Annotated in this window: 18 protein-coding genes; 8 read left to right on the top strand and 10 right to left on the bottom strand. The window is 55.0% G+C overall.

Annotated features, from left to right (window positions below):
• Window positions 1-72 precede the first annotated feature (72 nt).
• Complete coding sequence (locus tag ACPUC7_RS04515) at window positions 73-705, bottom strand: response regulator (protein WP_343552475.1); 633 nt, start codon at window positions 703-705, stop codon at window positions 73-75.
• 58 nt (window positions 706-763) lie between these two features.
• Window positions 764-2,452, bottom strand: coding sequence for a nitrate/nitrite two-component system sensor histidine kinase NarQ (narQ, locus tag ACPUC7_RS04510; RefSeq protein ID WP_494921910.1), 1,689 nt, complete (start codon window positions 2,450-2,452; stop codon window positions 764-766).
• Window positions 2,453-2,697: 245 nt separating this feature from the next.
• Here narQ and ACPUC7_RS04505 point away from each other — a divergent pair, with 245 nt between their 5' ends.
• The 8 genes from ACPUC7_RS04505 to nudK all read left to right on the top strand — a co-directional run bounded on the left by ACPUC7_RS04505 (window position 2,698) and on the right by nudK (window position 9,983).
• A complete protein-coding gene (locus tag ACPUC7_RS04505) occupies window positions 2,698-2,970 on the top strand; it encodes a YdgH/BhsA/McbA-like domain containing protein (RefSeq protein ID WP_494921909.1) in 273 nt (90 codons plus the stop codon).
• 332 nt (window positions 2,971-3,302) lie between these two features.
• Window positions 3,303-4,793 (top strand): L-asparagine permease, encoded by a 1,491-nt coding sequence (ansP, locus tag ACPUC7_RS04500; RefSeq protein WP_343552478.1) that lies wholly within the window; start codon window positions 3,303-3,305, stop codon window positions 4,791-4,793.
• Between the two features lie 163 nt (window positions 4,794-4,956).
• Window positions 4,957-5,427 carry a ferredoxin-type protein NapF gene (gene napF, locus ACPUC7_RS04495; protein WP_494921908.1) on the top strand — a complete coding sequence of 157 codons (471 nt, stop codon included), beginning with the start codon at window positions 4,957-4,959 and terminating at the stop codon, window positions 5,425-5,427.
• Window positions 5,417-5,695: a chaperone NapD gene (locus ACPUC7_RS04490; protein WP_494921907.1), complete on the top strand. Its 279-nt coding sequence runs from the start codon at window positions 5,417-5,419 to the stop codon at window positions 5,693-5,695. Before napF ends, ACPUC7_RS04490 begins: the two co-directional genes overlap by 11 nt.
• A complete protein-coding gene (gene napA, locus ACPUC7_RS04485) occupies window positions 5,692-8,178 on the top strand; it encodes a nitrate reductase catalytic subunit NapA (RefSeq protein ID WP_494921906.1) in 2,487 nt (828 codons plus the stop codon). Before ACPUC7_RS04490 ends, napA begins: the two co-directional genes overlap by 4 nt.
• Before the next feature lie 11 nt (window positions 8,179-8,189).
• On the top strand, window positions 8,190-8,624 hold the full coding sequence (napB, locus tag ACPUC7_RS04480) for a nitrate reductase cytochrome c-type subunit (protein ID WP_343552482.1): 435 nt from the start codon (window positions 8,190-8,192) through the stop codon (window positions 8,622-8,624).
• Window positions 8,625-8,632: 8 nt separating this feature from the next.
• Window positions 8,633-9,217 carry a cytochrome c-type protein NapC gene (napC, locus tag ACPUC7_RS04475; protein WP_343552483.1) on the top strand — a complete coding sequence of 195 codons (585 nt, stop codon included), beginning with the start codon at window positions 8,633-8,635 and terminating at the stop codon, window positions 9,215-9,217.
• 187 nt (window positions 9,218-9,404) lie between these two features.
• Window positions 9,405-9,983, top strand: coding sequence for a GDP-mannose pyrophosphatase NudK (gene nudK / locus ACPUC7_RS04470; protein WP_494921905.1), 579 nt, complete (start codon window positions 9,405-9,407; stop codon window positions 9,981-9,983).
• A gap of 88 nt (window positions 9,984-10,071) precedes the next feature.
• Here nudK and ACPUC7_RS04465 read toward each other — a convergent pair whose 3' ends face one another.
• The 8 genes from ACPUC7_RS04465 to ACPUC7_RS04430 are packed head-to-tail and all read right to left on the bottom strand — an operon-like array spanning window position 10,072 to window position 17,997.
• The gene (locus ACPUC7_RS04465) at window positions 10,072-11,034 is read right to left on the bottom strand and encodes a ribokinase (protein WP_494921949.1); all 963 of its coding nucleotides are present in this window, start codon (window positions 11,032-11,034) and stop codon (window positions 10,072-10,074) included.
• The gene (gene alsK, locus ACPUC7_RS04460) at window positions 11,034-11,927 is read right to left on the bottom strand and encodes an allose kinase (protein ID WP_494921904.1); all 894 of its coding nucleotides are present in this window, start codon (window positions 11,925-11,927) and stop codon (window positions 11,034-11,036) included. Before alsK ends, ACPUC7_RS04465 begins: the two co-directional genes overlap by 1 nt.
• The gene (gene alsE, locus ACPUC7_RS04455) at window positions 11,924-12,616 is read right to left on the bottom strand and encodes a D-allulose 6-phosphate 3-epimerase (RefSeq protein ID WP_343552487.1); all 693 of its coding nucleotides are present in this window, start codon (window positions 12,614-12,616) and stop codon (window positions 11,924-11,926) included. Before alsE ends, alsK begins: the two co-directional genes overlap by 4 nt.
• Window positions 12,616-13,665 carry an ABC transporter permease gene (locus ACPUC7_RS04450; RefSeq protein WP_343552488.1) on the bottom strand — a complete coding sequence of 350 codons (1,050 nt, stop codon included), beginning with the start codon at window positions 13,663-13,665 and terminating at the stop codon, window positions 12,616-12,618. The genes alsE and ACPUC7_RS04450 overlap by 1 nt, the downstream gene beginning before the upstream one ends.
• 16 nt (window positions 13,666-13,681) lie before the next feature.
• Window positions 13,682-14,671, bottom strand: a complete 990-nt coding sequence (locus ACPUC7_RS04445; RefSeq protein WP_494921903.1) for an ABC transporter permease — start codon at window positions 14,669-14,671, stop codon at window positions 13,682-13,684.
• Window positions 14,664-16,169, bottom strand: a complete 1,506-nt coding sequence (locus tag ACPUC7_RS04440) for a sugar ABC transporter ATP-binding protein (protein WP_343552490.1) — start codon at window positions 16,167-16,169, stop codon at window positions 14,664-14,666. Before ACPUC7_RS04440 ends, ACPUC7_RS04445 begins: the two co-directional genes overlap by 8 nt.
• Before the next feature lies 1 nt (window position 16,170).
• On the bottom strand, window positions 16,171-17,154 hold the full coding sequence (locus tag ACPUC7_RS04435) for a substrate-binding domain-containing protein (RefSeq protein ID WP_494921902.1): 984 nt from the start codon (window positions 17,152-17,154) through the stop codon (window positions 16,171-16,173).
• A 12-nt stretch (window positions 17,155-17,166) separates the two neighbouring features.
• Entirely contained in the window at window positions 17,167-17,997 is an 831-nt protein-coding gene (locus ACPUC7_RS04430; protein ID WP_343552492.1) for a DeoR/GlpR family DNA-binding transcription regulator, read from the bottom strand.
• Window positions 17,998-18,089 lie beyond the last annotated feature (92 nt).

The raw sequence follows: 18,089 nt of genomic DNA, 5'->3' as shown, positions 1-18,089 counted from the left end.
GCGGCGCAAATTAGAGAATCGTGGATAAATTATGGAGAAAGTGTAAATGTGCTGACGGCTTTCTGTGCTGTGCTACACATTTCGGCTTTCCAGCCACAACACCGTGGCGGCAACGCGTGAACGCACATCCAGTTTGCGCAGCAGATTACGGATATGCACTTTTACCGTCTCTTCGGAAATGTGCAAGGTGGCGGCAATTTCCTTGTTCGATAATCCACGCGCCACTTCCTGCAACACATCCAGTTCGCGTTCGGTCAGTTGTTTGAACGGATTCGAGGTTGGCTGGCGCGTGGTGAGATATTCGGCCACCACCTCGCTAAACACGTTTTCACCCTGTGCGCCGCGCATCACTTGCGCCAGCAGCAATTCAGGTTCGCTGTCTTTCAACAAATAGCCATCGGCCCCGGCATCCACCATCGCGTAAATATCGTTGCGCGCATCTGAAACCGTCAGCACCAGAATGCGCGAAGCAATGCCTTCGTTACGCAGCGCTTTGAGCGTATCGAGGCCAGACATGCCTTTCATATTCAGATCCAGCAGGATCACGTCAGGCGATAAACGGCGCGCTTCAGCCAGCGCTTCGGTGCCGTTATTGGCTTCGGCGACCACTTCCAGCCGCGGCTCCAGCGCCAGCAGTTGGCGAATACCACGGCGCATCAGCGGATGATCGTCCACGATCATAATTGTCAGGGAAGGGGTTGCCATAATGTCTCCAGTTTCTCATCTCGTAGGGTCGCCATTTATGGTGACCTGATGTTCAATTTTAACTCAGCCGATGCGCAGGACGCGGCGGAAAACGTAACGTGATGCGCGTGCCTTGCGCTTGTGGGGTAATCAACAGCGTGCCGGATAAACGCGCGGCGCGTTCTGCCATAATCGTCAAACCGTAGTGCCCCGGCGGTTCTTCGAGGCTGCTGATGCCGCAGCCATCATCTTCAATCGTGAGCAAATGATCCTCATCAGCGACACGCTGATAATGAATCTGAATCCGCTGCGCCTGCGCGTGGCGAATGGCGTTGAGCAATGCTTCGCGCGCAATCTGCAACACATGCACTTGCTGCTGGGCATCTAAGGTTTGCAGGCCAGGCTGGTAATCGAATGCAATCGCCGCCTGCGATTGTTCTTGCAGCGGTGCAATCATCGCTTGCATCGCCTGCACCAAATCGGCTTGTTCGATGGTCAAACGGAAGGTGGTGAGCAACTCGCGCAGTTGCTGATAGGCTTCGGCTAGCGCACGATCAAAATCCGCGATGATCACCTGCGCCTGTGGCTGCGTATCATCGACATTGCGCCGCAGCAGCGCCAACTGAATGCGCAGGAAAGAGAGCGATTGCGCCAGCGAATCGTGCAGCTCGCGCGCGATGGTGGCGCGCTCTTCTATTAATAGCATCTGCTGGTACTGTTTTTGTGTCTGCCAAATCCACAACGCGCGTGCCAGCATGTTCGCCAGACTTTGCATCAGTTCATCTGCTGGCGGCGCGCGGCGCGTTTGCCAGCGCAATTCTCCTAACAATTGCTCTTCCTGCATCAGCGGCAAGCGTTGCCAGCTTTCTGCTTCATCTGCCAGGCCCGCCTGAAATTCAATGTCATCGCTGGAAATTTGCAGCACTGAAAGCGCTTCACGCTGCTGTACCAGACGCAGCAAACCTTGAAAAAGCTCTGGGTTGGCCGGGCTGCTGGTGAGAATTTGCGAACTTTCATACAGCAGAGACAGCGTGCGGTTGGCTTGCGTCAAGTCTTCGGTTTTTTCCCGTACCGCAAATTCCAGCAGACGATAGTGCGAGTGCAGCCGTTCCGCCATGGTGGTGAAGGCTTGCGCCAGCACGCCCAGTTCATTCGGTTGTTCAACCGGCAAAGCGGGAAAAGCGAAGTTGGCCTGTTCGACATAATGGCTGGCGGTGACCAGCGAATTGAGCGGGCGCACCACGTTGCGGCGGATAAAACCAATGGTCCACAGCGCCAGCGCGACAATCGCTAAGAAACCAAACAAGCTGCTGGCCGCCACCAGATGCATTTTCAGTTCGGCGTAATGCTGAACGGATAATACAAAACGATCGATCTCGCTGACGTAGCTGGCAACCTGCTGCTGATAAACGCGTGCGCGCTCGGGCTGTAAGGTCTGCTGTAGCATCGGCCAACTGTCGCGCAGATAGCGATAGCGGCTGGTGACATCCACCGGCACCCACGGACGTTCGAGGTGTTGTAACGCCGGCGATTCCAATGTTTGTCGATAGAGATCAATGTGATGGGCTAATTGCTGCGGATCGCGCGTGCTATCCCAGGCGAGGCGATAAATCTGCATACGTAGCGAACCGGCGACATTCACCGCTTCGGCATCGCGCAGGCTGCTGGAGAGCGTCATCAGCGCCAATCCAGTGGTGAGCAGCGACAGCAGCACAATCACGCTGAGTGCGCGGGCGATGGTGCGAGTAACCGGACGTTTTACTATCACATTAATAACCCTTTTAAGAGCGGGGGATTATAGGGCAGCCGATCTATTACGGCGAGTGTGATCTCGTCACATCAGGTTACTTTTAGCAGAGAAAAGCAGTTCTCTTTACTTTTCCCTGGATAACCCGCAGTTCGCTGGCGAATTATTAAACGCTTTTACGGCATGCGCAGCCTGGTTTTCATTCGGTGGGTGATACTCAGTCCTGTTACGCAAAACCCCCTAACGGAAGACAACAGGAGCATCTCATGAAGACACGTTATGCCGTTCTGACTGCTGCACTGCTTGCTACCGCAAGTTTCTCAACCCTGGCTGCTGAACCACTTAGCGCCGAACAAGCACAAAACCTGCAAAGCGCCGGCACCGTCTCCATCAGCGGCGTGCGCGGTTCGCTGGATGATGCAACGCGCCATCTGTCGCAAAAAGCCACAGCGGAAGGCGCGAGCGGTTATCGCGTCATCGGTGTGCAAACGCCGGGCGACTCTAGCCTGTGGAGCGGCACCGCAGAAATTTATCGTTAAGACCTTGTAGTGGCGCGCCTTGGTGCGCCAAAGAAATTCCCAGCATTCAACGCCTTTCCCGTATTACCCTCCCTGTAGTCAACCCCTTTACCGGCCAATCACCTGGCCGGTTTTTTTGTGCACCGCGACGGATTATTACAATTCAACTCGTGCAGCCTGGCGGTATTTTTTGCTTCGTTCATGCAGAACGGGTAGGATTCATCGCCGTAAATTCCCGACCCGCCACGCGACATCGTTCCGCCGCTGTGACACCGGGTTTTACCCCATTTCGCACCGCCACACGCAATCGTTTGGTTACGCGGTGATTGATGGTCAGGACAAACAGGAAAGCTATGAAATCAATTAAAAAAACCGCAGCCGAACAACGCGCTGCGAAAAGACGCTGGCTCAATTCCCACGATACCGGTTACCACAAAGCGATGGGTAACCGTCAGGTACAAATGATCGCCATCGGTGGCGCCATTGGTACCGGTCTGTTCCTGGGTGCGGGTGCGCGTCTGCAAATGGCCGGTCCCGCGCTGGCACTGGTTTATCTGGTATGCGGTATCTTCTCCTTCTTTATTCTGCGTGCGTTGGGCGAACTGGTATTACATCGTCCTTCCAGCGGCAGCTTTGTTTCATATGCACGTGAATTCCTTGGGGAAAAAGCGTCTTATGTGGCGGGCTGGATGTACTTCGTCAACTGGGCGATGACCGGTATCGTCGATATCACCGCCGTGGCGCTGTATATGCACTATTGGGGCGCGTTTGGTGATGTGCCGCAATGGGTGTTTGCGCTAGGCGCGCTGGCGATTGTCGGCACCATGAACATGATCGGCGTGAAGTGGTTCGCCGAGATGGAGTTCTGGTTCGCGCTGGTGAAAGTGCTGGCGATTGTGGCGTTCCTGATTGTGGGAACGATATTCCTCGGCAGCGGTAAGCCGCTCGACGGTAACACCACCGGATTCCACTTGATCACCGATAACGGCGGCTTCTTCCCGCACGGCTTGCTGCCTGCGCTGGTGTTGGTGCAAGGCGTGGTGTTTGCCTTCGCCTCCATTGAGCTGGTCGGTACGGCGGCGGGCGAGTGTAAAGATCCCAAAACCATGCTGCCAAAAGCCATCAATAGCGTGATCTGGCGTATCGGTCTGTTCTACGTCGGTTCGGTGGTGTTGCTGGTGCTGCTGCTGCCGTGGAACGCCTATCAGGCTGGACAAAGCCCGTTCGTCACCTTCTTCTCCAAACTCGGCGTGCCTTACATCGGTAGCGTGATGAACATCGTGGTGCTGAGTGCCGCGCTGTCGAGCCTCAATTCGGGGCTTTATTCTACCGGTCGTATTCTGCGTTCGATGTCGATGGGCGGTTCTGCACCACAGTTCATGTCGAAGATGAGCAAACAGCAGGTGCCGTATGCCGGTATTTTGGTGACCATCGGTGTCTACATCTTTGGTGTGGTACTCAACTACTACGTGCCTTCTCAGGTATTTGAAATCGTCCTGAACTTTGCTTCGCTCGGCATCATTTCGTCGTGGGGCTTTATCGTGGTGTGCCAAATGCGTCTGCGCAAAGCGATTAAAGAAGGCAAGGCAGACGATGTCAGCTTCAAACTGCCGTGGGCGCCGTTTACCTCATGGTTGACGCTGCTGTTTCTGGCGAGCGTCTTAGTGTTGATGGCGTTTGACTATCCAAACGGCACCTACACCATCGCCTCAATTCCGTTGATTGCCGTGATTCTGGTGCTGGGCTGGTTTGGCGTGCGCAAACGCGTGCATGCTGAAGCGCTGAAAGAGCACGAACATCATGCTGAGAATCACGATACGCTGGCGGAAGATTCACCGCGTTAATCACAGCGATTCTCATCTGCGGGGGCCTTTTGGCCCCCGTTTTTATTACAACGTCCTTTCATTTGATCCCACGTCAGTATTTACCCCTTTGGGGTGATGTAGCCCTCATTAGTGTCAGGTTATTTTACGCACCATCTCTCTTTCCCCCGTTTAAGGTGAATCGATGGCGCTGTCGCGACGTGAACTCTTTACCGGGCAGCGCGTAGCGTCTGCTGATGGCATCGCTTTGCCGTGGTGGCGAGGAGAATCGGGTTGCGATGGTTGCGGCAAGTGCGTTGCAGCCTGCGAAACCGACATCATCAAGCTGCATACCGGTGAAATTCCCCAGCTTGATTTTCTGCAAGGCGAATGTACTTTTTGCGCCGCCTGCGTAGACGCTTGCCCGCAGCCGCTGTTCCACGCGCGTGAAACTCAACCTTTCCCTCAGCGCATTCGCATTGATAACCGCTGCATCACGCTGCTTGGCGTCAGTTGCCGCAGCTGTCAGGAGAGTTGTGAACAGCAAGCCATCCGATTTCATCTGATGCCTAACGGCATCGCCCAGCCAGAAACCCTCGCGCAGCTGTGTAACGGCTGCGGCGCGTGTATCGCGCCATGCCCGGTTTCGGCCACAGGATTACATCATGAACCATGAACAGAGTTGGCACGTCTGCGGCTTGGTGATTCAGGCACGTCCCGAATCCATTTCAGCCGTTAAAAGCGCGTTGTTGGCGTTCCCCGATTGTGACATCGCCGCTGAAGACGCCGCACGCGGCACGCTGGCGGTGACGCTGGGCGCGGCCGATAGCGCCGCACTGCTGCGCAATATTGAAGAGACCCGCAACATTCCTCACGTGTTGGCGGTATCGCTGGTCTATCACCAGCAAGACGAAATTGAAGAACCTTGTAAGGAAGCATCATGAGCATAAGTCGTCGTGATTTTATGAAGGCCAATGCGGCGGCTGCTGCTGCAACGGCTGCGGGATTGACCATCCCAACGGTTACCAAAGCTGCCACTTCACTGGCCGCGCCGATTCGCTGGGAAAAAGCGCCATGCCGCTTCTGCGGCACCGGTTGTGGCGTGCTGGTGGGCACCCAAGATGGACGCGTCGTGGCTTCGCAAGGCGATCCGCAGGCGGAAGTGAACCGTGGTCTGAACTGCATCAAAGGCTATTTCCTGCCGAAGATCATGTACGGAAAAGATCGTTTGACCCAGCCGCTGCTGCGCATGACCGACGGCAAATTTGCCAAAGATGGCGAATTCACCCCGATCAGTTGGGATCAAGCCTTTGACATCATGGAACAGAAGTTCAAAGCCGCGCTGAAAGCCAACGGCCCGGATTCGGTTGGCATGTTCGGCTCCGGTCAGTGGACAGTGTGGGAAGGTTACGCCGCGTCCAAATTGATGAAAGCCGGTTTCCGCACCAACAACCTCGATCCTAATGCGCGTCATTGCATGGCATCGGCGGTGGTCGGTTTCATGCGCACCTTCGGCATGGACGAACCGATGGGCTGCTACGACGATATCGAGCAGGCCGACGCGTTTGTGCTGTGGGGATCGAACATGGCCGAGATGCACCCGATTCTCTGGTCGCGTATTACCGCGCGTCGTTTAAGCAATGACAACGTCAAAGTGGCGGTGCTCTCGACGTATCGCCATCGCAGCTTTGAGCTGGCCGATAACGGCATGGTGTTCACGCCGCAGAGCGATCTGGCGATCCTCAACTTCATCGCCAACTACATCATTCAGAACAACAAGGTCGATAAAACCTTCCTGCAAAACCATGTCACGTTGCGCAAAGGCGTGACCGATATCGGCTACGGCTTGCGCACAACCGATCCGCGTCAATCGTCGGCGAAAAATCCTGACAGCGGCGAATCGACGCCGATGAGCTTCGACGAGTTTGCCAAATTCGTCTCGGAATACACCGTCGAAAAAGCCAGCGCCATGAGCGGCGTCGAGCAAGATCAGTTGATCGCGCTGGCGGAACTGTACGCCGATCCTAAAGTTAACGTGGTGTCGTACTGGACCATGGGCTTCAACCAGCACACGCGCGGCGTGTGGGCCAATAACCTGTGCTACAACCTGCATTTGTTAACCGGCAAAATCTCGCGTCCAGGCACCGGTCCGTTCTCCTTGACCGGCCAGCCTTCGGCGTGCGGCACCGCGCGTGAAGTGGGTACGTTTGCACACCGTTTGCCAGCGGACATGGTGGTCAACAACGACAAACATCGTGCTACCGCAGAAAAGCTGTGGAAGCTGCCGCAAGGTACCGTGCCCGCCAAAATTGGTTTGCATGCGGTGGCGCAAGACCGCGCGCTGAAAGATGGCAAGCTCAATGCCTATTGGGTGATGTGCAACAACAATATGCAGGCCGGACCGAATATTACTCAGGAGCGTATGCCGGGCTGGCGCGATGAGCGCAACTTCATCGTGGTGTCCGATCCGTATCCAACGATCAGCGCTTTGTCAGCGGATCTGATTCTGCCTACCGCGATGTGGGTGGAGAAAGAGGGCGCGTACGGCAACGCCGAGCGCCGTACCCAGTTCTGGCATCAGCAGGTGAAAGCGCCAGGCGAGGCAAAATCCGATCTGTGGCAGTTGGTGAATTTCTCCAAGCGTTTCCGCGTTACTGAAGTGTGGCCGGAAGAGTTGATCGCGAAGAATCCAGAGCTGCGCGACAAAACACTGTTCGACGTGTTGTATGCCAACGGCCAGGTTAACCAGTTCCCGCTGAGCGAAGTAGCGGATGACCAACTGAACGATGAAGCGCGCGACTTTGGCTTCTATATCCAGAAAGGGTTGTTCGAAGAGTACGCCAGTTTTGGTCGCGGTCATGGTCACGATCTGGCGCCGTTCGACGTTTACCATCAAGCGCGCGGTTTGCGCTGGCCGGTTGTCGATGGCAAAGAGACGCGCTGGCGCTATCGCGAAGGTTACGACAGCTACGTGAAAGCCGGCGAAGGCGTACGTTTCTACGGCAAGCCAGATGGCAAAGCGACGATTTTCGCTTTGCCGTACGAGCCACCGGCTGAAGCGCCGGACGCCGAATACGATTTGTGGTTCTGCACCGGACGCGTGCTGGAGCATTGGCATACCGGCACCATGACGCGTCGCGTGCCGGAGCTGCATCGCGCAGTACCGCAGGCGCTGCTGTATATCCATCCGCTGGATGCCAAAGATCGCGGCTTCCGTCGTGGCGAAAAAGTCCGCGTGGTGTCACGCCGTGGTGAAACGGTTGCCACCATCGAAACCCGTGGACGTAATCAGCCGCCGCAAGGTCTGGTGTTTATGCCGTTCTTCGATGCAGGCGTGTTGGCGAACAACGTCACGCTGGATGCCACCGATCCGCTGTCGAAGCAGACCGATTACAAAAAATGCGCCATCAAGCTGGTTAAAATTTAAGGCAGGATGCAATGAAACCCTTAATCACACTCATTACTTTGGCCGCCCTGATGCTGGGCGGCACGGTTTACGCTACTGACAATGGCGTCGATCTCAATCAATCGCCTGAAGTAACGGCCACGCAGCAGGGCACGATCCATCAGCCGAAAGAGCAGAGCCGCCAACCGCTGAACTACGTCAATCAGCCGCCGGTGATTCCGCACAGCGTTGATGGTTATCAGGTAACGAAAAACGTGAACCGTTGCCTGCAATGCCACGGCACGCAGAGCTATCTGACCACCGGCGCGCCGCGCGTCAGTCCAACCCACTTCACCGATCGCGATGGATTGGTGAGCAGCACCGTTTCACCGCGTCGCTACTTCTGCTTGCAGTGCCACGTGCCGCAAACCGATGCCAAACCGGTGGTGGAAAACACCTTCAAACCGGCCGACGGCTTCGGTAAGTGAGGATAACCATGAAAGAGAAACTTCTCCGTATCTGGCGCTGGTGGCGACGTCCAAGTCGCCTGGCGCTCGGTACGCTGCTGATCCTCGGTTTTGCTGGCGGGATTATTTTCTGGGGCGGCTTCAACACCGCAATGGAGATGACCAACCGCGAGCAGTTCTGTATTGGTTGCCATGAGATGCGCAATAACGTCTATCAGGAATATATGCAGACGGTGCATTACAACAACCGCAGCGGCGTGCGCGCCACTTGCCCAGATTGCCACGTGCCGCACGAGTGGGGCCCGAAGATGTTGCGTAAGATCCAGGCGAGCAAAGAGGTGTACGCCAAGATCTTCGGCATCATTGATACGCCGAAAAAGTTCGAAGAGCACCGTATCGAGTTGGCGCGCAACGAATGGCGCAGGATGCAGAACAACAATTCGCAAGAGTGTCGCAACTGCCACAACTTCGATTATATGGATTTTACGGCGCAGAAAACCGTCGCCGGTAAGATGCATAAAAAAGCGGTGGAAGAGGGTAAAACCTGTATCGATTGCCACAAAGGCATCGCGCACCATTTGCCGGATATGAAAGATCAGCCGAACGGTTTTTGATTTGCTCGTGACTGTTAAACGGTAATGGACCAGGTCACCCTAAATGGCGACCCTACAAGACAATCCGTAGGGTCGCCATTTAGGGTGACCTGGTTTTTTTATGGCGATCTCACTCACAATTCAGATAGTTTTCCCCCGCGCTTCGTCCTATTATCTCAGGCTCCCTCAATCTTGCAGTGGAGCGGCTATGTCGTTAAAGATCAACATCATCAAAGATAAGTTGCTGTCAGATAATTGGTTTGTGCTGCGCAACTACACCTACGAACTCACCCGCAACAACGGCGAAGTAGTGCGCCACAAGCGTGAAGTCTACAATCGCGGCAACGGCGCCACCATCCTGCTGTATAACACTGAAAAAAATAGCGTTCTGCTGATTAAACAGTTCCGCATTGCCACCTATCTGAATGGCAACACCAGCGGTGAACTGATTGAGACCTGCGCCGGATTACTGGATGACGACACGCCAGAAGATTGCATTCGCAAAGAAGCGATTGAAGAGACCGGTTATCAGGTTGGCAAAGTGCAGAAACTCTATGAAGTGTATATGTCGCCGGGCGGCGTGACTGAGCTGGTGCATTTCTTTGCGGCGGAATATAGCGATGCGCAGCGCACCAACGACGGCGGCGGCGTGGATGATGAAGAGATTACCGTGCTGGAGCTGAGTTTCCCGGAAGCGCTGGCGATGGTGAAAGATGGCCGCATTCAAGATGGTAAAGCCATTATGCTGTTGCAGCACGCGCAGATAGCGGGCTGGTTGCGGGCGTAAATTTCAATCCAGGTCACCATAAATGGCGACCCTACAACACAATCCGTAGGGTCGCCATTTATGGTGACCTGGTCAAAACTGCATCAAATCACACTAACTCACCTAACGGTTCCGGCACGCACTGTGGTGATGCTTGCAAACGCGCCAGCGCTTCGGCATACGACGGCATGGAATGCGCCGCGCCAGAACGTTCCACACACAGCGATGCATAAGCCGAAGCGAACAGCGCCGCCTGTGGCAATTCATCACCAGAAGCTAACCGTGCTGCGAGTGCGCCATTGAAGGCATCGCCCGCGCCGGTGGTATCCAGCGGTTGTGCTGGGAACAACGGAATGCGCAACGGTTGTTGATCTGCCACCGAAAGCAACGCACCCGCTACACCCAAAGTAATGATCACCTGACGCGCGCCTTTGCGATGCAGCACTTCGGCTGCTTGCTGTGCGCTGGCGAAGTCAGTGACTTTCACGCCAGTCAGTTGCATCGCTTCGGTGCTGTTGGGTGTGAGCAGATCCACCTTCGCCAACAACGCATCACTGACTTTCTGCCACGGTGCCGGGTTCATAATCACAAAGGTGCCGCCGGCGCGCGCATTATCGATCATGCGTTGAATAGCGCTGAGATTGTTTTCCAACTGCACCAGCAAGATATCCGCGGCGGCAACCGTCGGTTGGCAGCGCGCCACTTCGGCGGCTGTGACGGTGGTGTTGGCGCCAGGATAAACCGAAATCATATTCTCGGCATCGTCACCGGCGACATAAATCAACGCGTTGCCGGTGGGTTTCTCTTTGCAGGTGAATAAGGTGATGGCGTCAAAGCCGGTTTTTTCCAGATGACGGCGGGCGAACGTGCCGAAATCATCGTTACCAATTTTGCCGATGTAATGCACACGCGCACCGGCACGCAATGCCGCTGTCGCCTGATTGGCGCCTTTGCCGCCCGGACCCATCATGCTGTTATGCGCCGTCAGCGATTCGCCCGGCATCGGGAAACGGTTCATTACCGCGACCACGTCGAGGTTGAACGAGCCAAACACACACACTTTTCCTTTCATCATGCACTCCTGAACAGGCGTTCGGCGGCGAGACAAGCACCGCGGCAGCCGGTGTGATCGGTGGATTGACTGAAGACAATTTTAAGGTTGTCGCGCGTGGCTGGTGGACGCAAATGTTGCTGAATGCCGCTACGCAACTGCGCCAATGGGAAGTCGGCCATTGCCAACACGCCACCACCTAAAATCAGGTATTCCGGATCGAGGATGTTCATCTCGGTGGCAATCAACTGCGCCAGACGTTGCACAAAAGCCTGCAATTCTGGATGGTCCCGATGTTGGCTAAACAGCGCCGACATACCGGTTTCCGGCACATTGATTTTGGCCCATTGACTCAACCAATGGCCAGACGTGACGGTTTCGGCACAGCCATGATTGCCGCACGGGCAGGGCAGATGGTTACCGGCGACCGGCACGTGACCGAGTTCACCTGCGCCGCCATTGTGGCCGTGATAAAACTGGCCGTTAATCCATAAACTGTTGCCCATGCCGGTGCCGGGATACAAGCCCACCGCGATATCCGGCAGTTGCTCCAGTTGCAGCAAATCCCACATCATCAAGTGGTTAACATCTTTATCCATCGCCACCGGCACACCGAGACGTTCGGTGAGTATGGCGGCAACCGGTTGGTGATCCAGCGCCTGAATAAACGGCAGCGAAATCACCTGCTGGCGGTCGCGGCTGAGAATGCCGGGCAACCCCAACATCACGCCGCTCACCGGTTGCTGCTCCAAAGTTTCACTGATCAAATCCCCGAGTGCGGCCAGCGCGTCGGGTTGTTGCGCCCAGCTGGCCGTCGGCACCTTACGGAAGCTCGACCAAACGCGGCCTTCTTCCATCAGCTGCAGACGTGTGCCGGTGCCGCCAATGTCGATACCGAGCCAGCTTTTTTTCATGCGGATACCTGCGCCACGCCCTGAGCTTCATCGATACTTTCGCGCATCATGTCCCAGGCGGTTTCCAGATTATCGTGAATGTTGAACAGGCCGGAGGTGCCGACAATCAGCACTTCTGCGCCGGCACCAATCAGCGTGTTGTAGGTGCGCGTGTTGCAAGAACCGTCGATCTCAATCAGATATTTATGACCGTGTGCTTGCTTCAACGCTTTCAGTTCCTGCACTTTTGCTACCATTTCTGGAATAAATGGCTGACCGGCAAAACCTGGGTCCACCGTCATCACAGTGATTTTATCCACCAGATGAATGTAGTGATGGATGAATGACACTGGCGTCGCCGGGTTCAGAACCACACCGACTTTCTTGCCGAAGCTGCGAATCAGGTTAATCACGCGGAATGCATCGCGGTTGATGGTTTCAGCGTGCGGGCAGATGTAATCGGCACCGGCTTTGGCAATCGCCTCGATGAAATCAGTGGGATGTTCCACCATCAAATGCACATCCAGCGCCACTTTGGTGAACGGGCGAATCTGCTCAATAAAGAACGGCGACAGCGTGATGTTTTTGACGTAATGACCATCCATGATATCGATATGAAGGAAGTCTGCGCGAGAGTCCAGCACGGCCAACTGGTGCTTGATTTCCATCAGATTCATACACATCAACGACGGGGAGACTTGAATACGCATCATACTTCCTTCTTTTCGGTCAGAGGGTTAAGAACCGCGGCCAGCTTGCTGAGCTTTACGGCGCGATGTTCATTAAAACGAGCTTTAAATTGTTTGAAGGCCAGCACCACAATCAGCACCGCGCCCCACATTGCCAGGCTAACGTGCTGGCTGATATTCATCAGGTTGAAGCCGGTAGACAGCACTTGCAGGGCGATCAGCGCCAGCACCACGCCGGTGACGCGGCCGAAACCGCCGTTCGGGTCGGTGCCGCCGAGAATAATCGCCAGCACGGTCAACAGCAGATAGGCATCGCCGTAACCCATACGCGCTGAGTTGAAGCGCGCCATCATGATCAATCCGGCTAACACGCACAGCAGGCTGGAGATGACGTACACCAGAACCACCATGCGATGGGTGTTGATGCCGCTAAACCAGGTGGCGTTGATGTTGCTGCCGCCCATGTAGATACATTTACCGGCGCGGGTTTTGCCGAGGAACAGCGCCAGCAGCGCGGCGGCAATCAGGAACACCCACAGCGGCAATGGCATGCCGAGCAAGGTATTGGAACCCAACGCTTGCACCACCGAAGGCATGCCGCTAACCGCCGCGCCTTTGGTCAGCCAAATACCAATGCCGTTCAACGTCATCATCGTCGCCAGCGTCACTAAAATTGGGTGCGCACCGATACGCGTCACCATCACGCCGGTAATCACGCCAATCACCGCGGCAATCAGCATTGCGCCGATAATTGCGATGAACAGCCACAGCAGTTGCATGCCGGTGCCCGCATCGGCGGGCAGGGCGCTCATCAGCGTCCAGGCGATAAACAGCGCCGTCAGGTTAGCGGTGGCGATGATCGCTAGGTTCAAACCGCCGCTGAGGATGGCGATAAACATCGCCAGCGTCAGCAAACCGAGTTCTGGCAACTGGAATGCCATACTCATAAAGGTGGAATCTGTCAGGAAGCGGCCCGGCAACATCACGGTAAAAATCGCCAGCGCTAAGGCAATCAGCAGCATCAGGCCGATGTTGGTGCCGTCCGGACGCAGAGCAGAGAGTGATTTCATGGTTATGCGCCTTCCGTTAGACGAAACTGACATCAGTTTCTTTACGTTTTTTGTAGTGAGTGACGGCAATCGCCACCATGATTACGCCGCCGACCACGATGTTCATGAAGTAGTTGGAGACGCCAATCAGGTTGAGGCCGTTTTTCAGGATGGCGATGAGGAACACGCCCATCAATGTGCCGCTCACCGTGCCTTTACCGCCCATCAGGCTGGCACCGCCGAGCACCGTGGCAGCCAACACATCCAGCTCGCCGCCGACCAGCGCATTCGGCACCACTTCACCCATGCGATATACCTGAACCAAACCGCCAATCGCCGCCATCGCGCCAAGCCAGCCGTAAGCGAAGACGTGAATCAGGCCGACGCGGATACCGATACGACGCGCCGATTCTGCATCGCCGCCCACCGCATACAGCTGGCGGCCCAGATTGGTTTTGTTCAGCAGCAGCGCAGTCAGACCCGCAATCACCAGCATGGTGACCAGCGGCAAACCGACCTGGAAGCTGTTGCCTTGCCACTCGAACGGCAGCACGCTGCGCAGCGTGATCCACCAATCCGGCAGGGAATAGAGACTTTTGCCGCCGGTCACCCACATCAACAGGCCAAACAGCAGCGACTGCATGCTGATGGTGATGATGATCGACACCACGCGCAGCGAGGTGATCAGCAGGGCGTTGATCACGCCAAACAGCGTGCCGCACACTACCGCCAGCAGGATGCTGAGCACCGCGTTATCAAACTGGAACTGCACAAACAGCGAGGCGATCAGGTATTGCACCACCGACGCCACGGCGGCGAAGGAGATATCAATGCCGCCGGTCACCAGCACTACAAATAAGCCCAAGGCGAAGATGCCGGTTACCGCGTAGCTTTCAGCCAGATCCAACAGGTTTTGAACTGTCAAAAATTGGTCGCTGGCCGCAGAGAAGAACACGACGAAAGCCAGCAAAACCCAGGCGAGCCAGCCTTGGCTGGAGCTCGGACGTAAACGTGAAAAATCAGGCATTGATCACCTCCGCCAGCTGTTCTTGCTCAACGGTATCGGGTTGGTATTCGGCATGAACGGTGCCATCACGGAAGTGCAGGATTCGGTCGCAGTTGTACCAAACTTCAGGCACTTCGTCGGAAATCAGGATGATCGACAAACCTTCCTTCGCCAGCAGGTGAATCAGCTGATAAATGCTGGCCTTGGCACCGACATCCACGCCAACGGTCGGCGAATCGAGAATCAGAATGCGCGGCTGAGTCAGCACCCATTTCGCCAGCACGATCTTTTGCTGGTTGCCACCAGAGAGTGTGGAGATCGCCAGATTGGGATCGGCGACGCGTACGCCGAGTTGTTGAATCCACTGCAAAATTAGCTTGTTCTTGCGGTATTCGTCGATCAGGTGGAAACGGTTTTGCAGCTTGTCGAGGATCGGCAGCACCATGTTGTCGGCCACCGATTGCTGTTGTACCAGGCCGAGGGTTAAGCGGTCTTCAGAGACATAACCAATGCCGGCTTTGATGGCATCTTCGTGGCCACGGAAACGCACCGGTTTGCTGTCGAGCCAGATTTTGCCGCTGTCGGGTTTGGTCATGCCAAACAGTGACAACGCCAGTTCGGTGCGACCGGAACCGAGCAGGCCGCACAGACCCAGCACTTCGCCCTGATACAGTTTGAAATTGACGTCGTGGTATTGTCCGGCGCGCGTCAGTTTTTCGACTTCGAGGATCAGGCGATCGTCGTTGCGCGTCGGGGTTTTTAATTGGTAATCGAGTTTTAGGCCGGTCATCAGTTCGGTCAGATGATGCGGCGTCATCTCTTTCGCAGGCCAGGTGCCCATTTTGCGGCCATCGCGAATCACGGTGACGCGATCCGAAATTTCCAGCACTTCATCGAGACGATGGCTCACAAACACCACGCAGATGTTTTTGTCTTTCAGGTAGCGCACGGTGCGCAGCAACTGATTCACTTCGGTACGCGTTAAGGAAGCGGTTGGCTCGTCCATGATCACCAGACGGGCATCGGCGACCAGCGCGCGGCAAATCGCCACTTGCTGACGTGCTGCAATCGACAGTGCCGCGACTTTTTGGTCGAGATCGAGTTCGAATTTCAGTTCATCGATAATGCGCTGCGCGGTTTCACGCAGCTTAGCTTTGCGGTGCCAGCCGAGCAGGCTATTCAGGTTGTGCTCGAAGGCGATGTTCTCCGCCACACTTAAATTGGGGAACAGCGACAGATCCTGATAAATCACCTGGATGCCGAAATCACGCGCCTGACGAGTGGTCAGACGCGGGAAGGTTTGGCCATCGCCCAAGGTGATGCGGCTGCCGCTATCCGGGGCGTGCACCCCGGAAATGACTTTGATTAAGGTGCTCTTGCCACAGCCGTTGGTGCCAGCGAGACAGTGCACTTCGCCAGCCAGTAAGGTCAGCGAGATATCGCTCAGTGCGCGGTTGCCACCAAATGTTTTCGACAAATTGTCGAGCGCAATTAGCGTCTGTGGGATCACCTCTTTCATATTACAGCCCCATTTTCACCAGTTTTGGCAGGTTTGCCTTGTCCAGACTTTCGGTGTTGTTGCCGAGGATGGTGTGCGTCGCTTCGTCAACTTTCACTTTGCCTAAACCTTCGATGGTCATTCCGTCGGTGATTGGCTCTTTCTTCTGCATCATGTCGGCGATACGCACGAACACTTCGCCGGCAGTTTGCGGATTCCAGATGTAGCCACCTTTGATCGCGCCACGCTGTACCAGCGATGCACCCTGGCCTGGGCTGAAGGCACCAATCACGCAAACCTGGTCGATCTTGTTGCGGTTCATCACTGCGCGACCGGCACCGATCGGACCTTGCGAACCAAACGCCATGATCCCTTTCAGATCCGGGTATTTGGACATCAGTTCGTTAGTGGTACGGATGGAGTCATCCAGCGATTCACCGACGCCAAATTTGTCGGTGACCATCTGCATTTTTGGATAGTGTTCTTTCTGGTAATTCAGTGCGGCGTCGGTCCATTGCTGATGCAGCGGAACGGTCAGGCTGCCCACGTACATGGCGTATTTGCCTTCTTCATGCATGCACTGCGCCAGCGCTTTCATGTGGTTGATGCCGTGAGTCGGCGCATCAACCAGTTCGAAGTCCCAGTTGGCGCCCTTCTGATCCGGCGATTCGTGGGTAATGACCTGAATGCCCGCATCACGCGCACGTTTCAGTACTGGCTCCAGCACTTTCGGGTCATTCGGTACCACGCCGATGATGTCGACTTTCTGCGCAATCAAATCTTCAATCGCACGCACCTGCAAAGCCGGGTCGGCGGCGGTGGGGCCGACCATCCACGCGTCAATGCCGCGTTTGGCTGCTTCGCTTTTAATGCCTGCTTCCATGGCGTTGAACCACGGAATACCGCCAATTTTCACCACGATGCCCATGCGTAATTTGTCCGCAGCGTGCGCGCCGGTGGCGGCAAACAGGGCGAGTAGAGAACAGGCGATAAGATGTTTTTTCATAAAGACTCCGATTTAATTTTTTATTAGCTGCATTGAATTGGGCCGCTGCGAGCAATCAATAATATTGACGCCGTTCCAGGCTAATTCTTGTTCCAGCTCTTTGTCTTTTAATTGGTCAGTGATGAGAAAGTCCACATCGCGATAATGACAAATACGCGCGAATGAGGGCCGCAGGAATTTACTGTTATCCAGCAACAGATGTTTTCTTTCTGCTGCTAATAACATTTGCTGTTTTAAATGTGCGTTGTTTTCGTTACCTTCACGTAAATAACCGTCATTGCCTAAACTGCTACAGGAAAAAAAGATCTTATTAATCTGAAATTCCCTGAGCGGTTGCTCGGCGACTACACCGTGGAAATCTTCATAACGGTCAGAATATTCTCCTCCCAGACAGATGGTGCGGATACTGCCGCGCGCCGCAAGGGTTTGCACTATTCTGATTGAGTTAGTTAATACCGTTAATTCAATATCCGGCAGCTGTCGCGCTAAATACCAGCAAGTGGTGCTGCTGTCGAGTAATATACAATCGCCGGGGCTGATGAAATCGAGTGCACGTTTGGCTATCGCCATCTTTGCATCTACATGTTCATTCATTCTCTGGCGGAAAGATAATTCATACTCGTTAACACCTCTCGTATTTCCCTGAATGTTAGCGGCCTGTCGTTTTGCTGGTACTGCACCGCCGTGGCTGCGTTGTAATAAACCACGTTTCTCCAGTTGAGTTAAATCACGCCGAATAGTTTCTTGAGAAACCTGACATAACGTGACTAGCTCTGCGACAATAACCCGACCATTTAAATTGAGTTCGTCAATAATTCGCTGCTGTCTTTCAATCGGCAACATACTAACCTCCGATGGCTATAAAGTACTGGATAGCGCAGCGGGAAAATGTGGGCTGCGCACGAGTCCCTTGCGGTCAAATTGCCTGACCGTAT

This window comes from Pantoea sp. CFCC18179, assembly GCF_059412405.1.
The sequence above is the reverse complement of the archived record's forward strand: the minus strand, read 5'-3'. Positions and strand labels throughout refer to the sequence as shown.

What these genes read in the sequence shown, in the direction of transcription:
- ACPUC7_RS04515 (WP_343552475.1), bottom strand. Translation starts at nt 705, where the DNA reads ATGGCAACCCCTTCCCTGACAATTATGATCGTGGACGATCATCCGCTG.
- ACPUC7_RS04505 (WP_494921909.1), top strand. Translation starts at nt 2,698, where the DNA reads ATGAAGACACGTTATGCCGTTCTGACTGCTGCACTGCTTGCTACCGCA.
- ansP (WP_343552478.1), top strand. Translation starts at nt 3,303, where the DNA reads ATGAAATCAATTAAAAAAACCGCAGCCGAACAACGCGCTGCGAAAAGA.
- napF (WP_494921908.1), top strand. Translation starts at nt 4,957, where the DNA reads ATGGCGCTGTCGCGACGTGAACTCTTTACCGGGCAGCGCGTAGCGTCT.
- ACPUC7_RS04490 (WP_494921907.1), top strand. Translation starts at nt 5,417, where the DNA reads ATGAACCATGAACAGAGTTGGCACGTCTGCGGCTTGGTGATTCAGGCA.
- napA (WP_494921906.1), top strand. Translation starts at nt 5,692, where the DNA reads ATGAGCATAAGTCGTCGTGATTTTATGAAGGCCAATGCGGCGGCTGCT.
- napB (WP_343552482.1), top strand. Translation starts at nt 8,190, where the DNA reads ATGAAACCCTTAATCACACTCATTACTTTGGCCGCCCTGATGCTGGGC.
- napC (WP_343552483.1), top strand. Translation starts at nt 8,633, where the DNA reads ATGAAAGAGAAACTTCTCCGTATCTGGCGCTGGTGGCGACGTCCAAGT.
- nudK (WP_494921905.1), top strand. Translation starts at nt 9,405, where the DNA reads ATGTCGTTAAAGATCAACATCATCAAAGATAAGTTGCTGTCAGATAAT.
- ACPUC7_RS04465 (WP_494921949.1), bottom strand. Translation starts at nt 11,034, where the DNA reads ATGAAAGGAAAAGTGTGTGTGTTTGGCTCGTTCAACCTCGACGTGGTC.
- alsK (WP_494921904.1), bottom strand. Translation starts at nt 11,927, where the DNA reads ATGAAAAAAAGCTGGCTCGGTATCGACATTGGCGGCACCGGCACACGT.
- alsE (WP_343552487.1), bottom strand. Translation starts at nt 12,616, where the DNA reads ATGCGTATTCAAGTCTCCCCGTCGTTGATGTGTATGAATCTGATGGAA.
- ACPUC7_RS04450 (WP_343552488.1), bottom strand. Translation starts at nt 13,665, where the DNA reads ATGAAATCACTCTCTGCTCTGCGTCCGGACGGCACCAACATCGGCCTG.
- ACPUC7_RS04445 (WP_494921903.1), bottom strand. Translation starts at nt 14,671, where the DNA reads ATGCCTGATTTTTCACGTTTACGTCCGAGCTCCAGCCAAGGCTGGCTC.
- ACPUC7_RS04440 (WP_343552490.1), bottom strand. Translation starts at nt 16,169, where the DNA reads ATGAAAGAGGTGATCCCACAGACGCTAATTGCGCTCGACAATTTGTCG.
- ACPUC7_RS04435 (WP_494921902.1), bottom strand. Translation starts at nt 17,154, where the DNA reads ATGAAAAAACATCTTATCGCCTGTTCTCTACTCGCCCTGTTTGCCGCC.
- ACPUC7_RS04430 (WP_343552492.1), bottom strand. Translation starts at nt 17,997, where the DNA reads ATGTTGCCGATTGAAAGACAGCAGCGAATTATTGACGAACTCAATTTA.